This is a genomic window from Microbacterium sp. Leaf351 (genome assembly GCF_001423825.1).
Lineage (GTDB): Bacteria > Actinomycetota > Actinomycetes > Actinomycetales > Microbacteriaceae > Microbacterium > Microbacterium ginsengisoli.
The window spans coordinates 37,805-42,366 of sequence record NZ_LMPK01000007.1; the positions used below are offsets into that span (position 1 = coordinate 37,805).

At 71.5% G+C, this 4,562-nt stretch carries 2 protein-coding genes; both read left to right on the plus strand.

What is annotated here, in order from left to right; translation table 11 throughout:
- Nucleotides 1-179 precede the first annotated feature (179 nt).
- Nucleotides 180-1,871, plus strand: coding sequence for an L-lactate permease (locus ASG00_RS02705; protein WP_056206651.1), 1,692 nt, complete (start codon nucleotides 180-182; stop codon nucleotides 1,869-1,871).
- A 2-nt stretch (nucleotides 1,872-1,873) separates the two neighbouring features.
- Nucleotides 1,874-4,562 (plus strand): FAD-binding and (Fe-S)-binding domain-containing protein (locus ASG00_RS02710; RefSeq protein ID WP_327037464.1); only part of this gene is annotated, 2,689 nt, incomplete at its 3' end.

A 4,562-nucleotide genomic window follows, 5' to 3' on the forward strand; every position in this document is an offset into this window, starting at 1 on the left:
TGACGGCGTCGATCACCGAGACGACGGCGACTCTGGTGACCACGGCGCGAGTCTATTCCTGGGAACTCCTTATCGAGCACTTGACTTACATGTGCACTTGTCTAACAATCACTGCGGAAGGACCGCACCGCGAGTGGTCGCCTGTTCAGACGTCAGAGACTCAAAGAGGAGCTCCGCTCGTGTTCCATCAGATCCTCGACCCCGTGTTCGGGTCGCTCGTGCTGTCGGCGGTCGCCGCCGTCATCCCCCTCGCCACCGTGTTCGTGCTGCTCGGGGTGTTCCGGGTGAAGGCATGGAAGGCCGCACTCACCGGCCTCGTCCTCGCCCTCGTCCTCGCGATCGCCGTCTGGCAGATGCCCGCCCTGCAGGCGCTCAACGCGGCGGCGGACGGCGCCGTCTACGGCGTCATCCCGATCCTGTGGATCCTCGTGAACGCCCTCTGGATCTACCGGCTCACCGTCATCACCGGCTGGTTCGAGGTGCTCGGCGAGCGCATCCGCGCGATCAGCGACGACCAGCGCATCCTCGCGATCATCATCGCGTTCTGCTTCGGCGCCCTCCTCGAGTCCCTGGCCGGCTTCGGCGCCCCCGTGGCCATCTCGATCGCGATGCTGATCGCCGCCGGTATGAAGCCGCTGAAGGCCGCGATCGTGTCGCTGATCGCCAACACCGCACCCGTCGCCTTCGGCGCGATCGGTGCGCCGATCATCGCGCTCTCCGGCGTCACCGGCATCGACGTGCACACGCTCGCCCAGATGGCGGGCCGACAGACGCCGGTGCTCGCCGCCGTCGTGCCGCTGATCCTCGTGTTCCTCGTCGACGGACGCCGCGGGCTTCGGCAGACCTGGCCGATCGCCCTCGTGGCGGGCGTCTCGTTCGGCCTCGCCCAGTTCGTCACCTCGAACTTCATCACCGTCGAGATCACCGACGTCGTCGCCTCGATCGTCTCGGTCACGGCCGTGCTGATCATGCTCCGCTTCTGGACGCCCGCGGGCGTCGTCGCGACCGACGACGGCGGAGCAGCCGGTGTCCCCACCGTCTCGCGGGCGATCCCGACACCGTCGGGCCGCACGGCCACGGCCGTGGTCACGGTGCCCGAGGCGACGCGCATCGACACCGCCACCCGCTCGAAGGCCGCCCTCACCTGGCTCGCCGTGCTGCCCTACGTCGTGATCGTCGCCCTCTTCTCGATCACCCAGATCCCGGCCGTGTCGCAGTTCCTCGCGAAGTCGGCGACGCTCGTCTTCCCGTGGCCGGGCCTCACGATCACGGATGCCTCGGGCAAGGCGGTCTCGACCGTGGTCAAGCTCCCCTGGGCCAGCACCGGCGGCACCGTGCTGCTGGTCTCGGGCATCATCGTGGCGATCGTCTACCGGGTCTCCGCTCGGCGCGCCGTGCGGGCGTACGGCGCCACGATCCACCAGCTGCGATTCACGATCGTCACCGTCGTCGCCGTGCTCGCCCTCGCCTACGTCATGAACTTCTCGGGCCAGACGCAGAGCCTCGGGCACGCCCTGGCGGCGACGGGCGGCTTCTTCGCACTGCTCTCGCCCGTGATCGGATGGCTCGGAGTCACGATCACCGGCTCCGACACCTCCTCGAACGCGCTGTTCGGACTTCTGCAGGCCACCGCGGCGAAGCAGGCCGACCTCAGCCCCGTGCTCATGGCCGCGACCAATTCGTCGGCGGGTGTGCTCGGCAAGATGCTCTCGCCGCAGAACCTCGCCGTCGCGGCAGCCGCCGCCTCGATGACCGGCAAGGAGGGCGATCTGTTCCGCCGGCTCATCTGGTGGAGCCTCGGCCTGCTTGCCGTGTTCACCGTGTTCGTCTTCCTGCAGTCGACCCCGATCCTCGGATGGATGGTTCCCTGACCATGACCGCACACGCTCCCGCCCCCTCCCGTGCCGATCGCGGCGCACGGGAGGGGGCGGGCCTCCCCGTTCCGCTTCACGACGCGCTGGCCGCGGCATCCACCGTCACGACCCGCGCGATCGACCGCGTCGCGTACGCGAGCGACGCGTCCCACTACCTGCTGACCCCGCGGGCGGTCGTGACAGCGGAGAGCGCCGGCGAGGTCGCCGCCGTCATGGCCGCCGCAGGCGCCGGCGGCGCGCACGTCACCTTCCGCTCGGGCGGCACGAGCCTCTCGGGGCAGGCGGCGACCGACGACATCCTGATCGACACCCGCCGCGGCTTCCGCGACATCGAGGTGCTCGACGGGGGACGCCGCGTGCGCGTGCAGCCGGGAGCGACCGTGCGGCAGGTCAACGCCCGGCTCATGCGGCACGGCTTCCGGCTCGGGCCCGACCCGGCGAGCGAGGCGGCGTGCACGATCGGCGGCGTCATCGCCAACAACTCCAGCGGCATGGCCTGCGGCATCACCGAGAACACCTACCGCACGCTCGAGTCGATGACCTTCGTGCTGCCCTCCGGCACGATCGTCGACACAGCCGACCCCGACGCCGACCGGCACCTGGCCGACAGCGAGCCCGACCTCGTCGAGGGGCTGCGCGCGCTGCAGCGACGGGTGCGCAGCAACCCCGCCTCGGTCGCGCTCATCGAGCGGCAGTTCGCGATGAAGAACACGATGGGCTACGGCATCAACGCGTTCCTCGACTTCGAGAGCCCGGCGCAGCTGCTCGCGCACCTGATCATCGGCAGCGAGGGGACGCTCGCCTTCGTCGCCGAGGCGGTCTACCGCACGGTGCCGATCCACTCGCGCATCGCGACGGCGCTCACCGTCTTCCCGACGCTCGACGACGCGACCCGAGCCCTGCCGGGCCTGCTCGAGACGGGAGCGGCGACCCTCGAGCTGATGGATGCCACCAGCATCCGCGTGGGGCAGTCCTTCGCGGATGCGCCCGCCGCGATCCGCGGCTTCGAGGTCGCCGGCGAGGCCGCCCTGCTGGTCGAGTACCAGGCCGACGACGACGACCGGCTCGCCGAGCTCACGGCGGCCGGGGCGCGGCTGCTCGGCGAGCTGCCGCTGCTCGCGCCCGCGCGCCTGTCGACCGATGCCGGCGAGCGCGCCACGGCGTGGAAGCTGCGCAAGGGCCTCTACACGACCGTCGCGGGCGCGCGCCCCTCGGGCACGACCGCGCTGCTCGAGGACATCGTCGTGCCGGTGCCCTCCCTCGCCGCCACCTGCGAGTCGCTGCAGGAGCTGTTCACCCGCTACGACTACCGCGACAGCGTGATCTTCGGTCACGCGAAGGACGGCAACATCCACTTCATGCTCACCGACCGCTTCGAGGGCGATGCCGCCCTCGGGCGCCTCACCGGATTCACCGAGGCGATGGTCGACGTCGTGCTCGACGCCGGCGGCAACCTCAAGGCGGAGCACGGCACCGGCCGGGCCATGGCGCCCTACGTGCGCCGGCAGTATGGCGACGAGCTCTACGACGTGATGCGCGCGCTGAAGGCGCTGTGCGATCCGCGGGGGATCCTGAACCCCGGGGTCATCATCGACGACGACCCGACCGCGCACGTGCGCGACATCAAGCTGGCCGAGCCCATCGAGGAGGAGGCCGACCGGTGCGTGGAATGCGGCTACTGCGAGCCGGTGTGCCCGAGCAGGGACGTCACCCTCACCCCGCGCCAGCGCATCGTCACGCGACGCGCGATCGCCCGCGCGCGAGTGGCGGGTGACGAGCAGCTCGCGCGCGAGCTGGAGCGGGACTACGACTACGCGGGCGTCGACACCTGCGCGGTCGACGGCATGTGCCTGACCGCGTGCCCGGTGCTCATCAACACCGGCGCGCTCGTGAAGCGGCTGCGACGCGAGGAGCAGAATCCGGTGCTGGCCGCCGGGTGGAAGGCCGCCGCGCAGGCGTGGGGTCCGGTGACCCGGGCAGGATCGGTCGCGCTCACCCTCGCCGACCGGGCGCCCGCCGGCGCCGTGCGGGGCGCGACATCCGTCGGCCGGGCGCTGCTCGGTGCCGACACCGTGCCGGAGTACTCCGCCGACCTCCCCGGCGGCGGGCCGGGACGTCGTCGCCGCGAGGGGGAGCTGGGTGCCGGATCGGGCGAGCCGGTCGCCGTCTACCTGCCGGCGTGCGTGAACAGCATGTTCGGCGGCGACGGCCTCGGGGTCACCGAGGCGTTCGCGCGCCTGCTCGAGCGCGCCGGGCTGCGCGTGCTCGTGCCGACGGGCATCGAGTCGATGTGCTGCAGCACCCCCTGGACCTCGAAGGGCTACACGGCGGGCCGGGCCGTCATGGCCGAGCGGGTATCCCGCATCGTGCGCGAGGCGAGCCGCGACGGCGAGCTGCTCGTGCTCAGCGACGCCGCCAGCTGCACCGAGGGCTTCGCGCACATCTTCGACGACCAGGGCGTCGCCGTGCGCACCGAGGACGTCGTCGCCTTCACCGCGCGCGAGGTGCTGCCGCGGCTGGGCGAGGTGTCGCCGGTGGCGACCTCCCTCGTGCTGCACCCCACCTGCTCGTCGACGCAGATGGGTCTGAACGACGCGCTGCGCGCGCTCGGCGAGGCGGTCGCCGAGACCGTCACCGTGCCGGATGCCTGGGGATGCTGCGCCTTCGCCGGCGACCGCGGCATGCTGC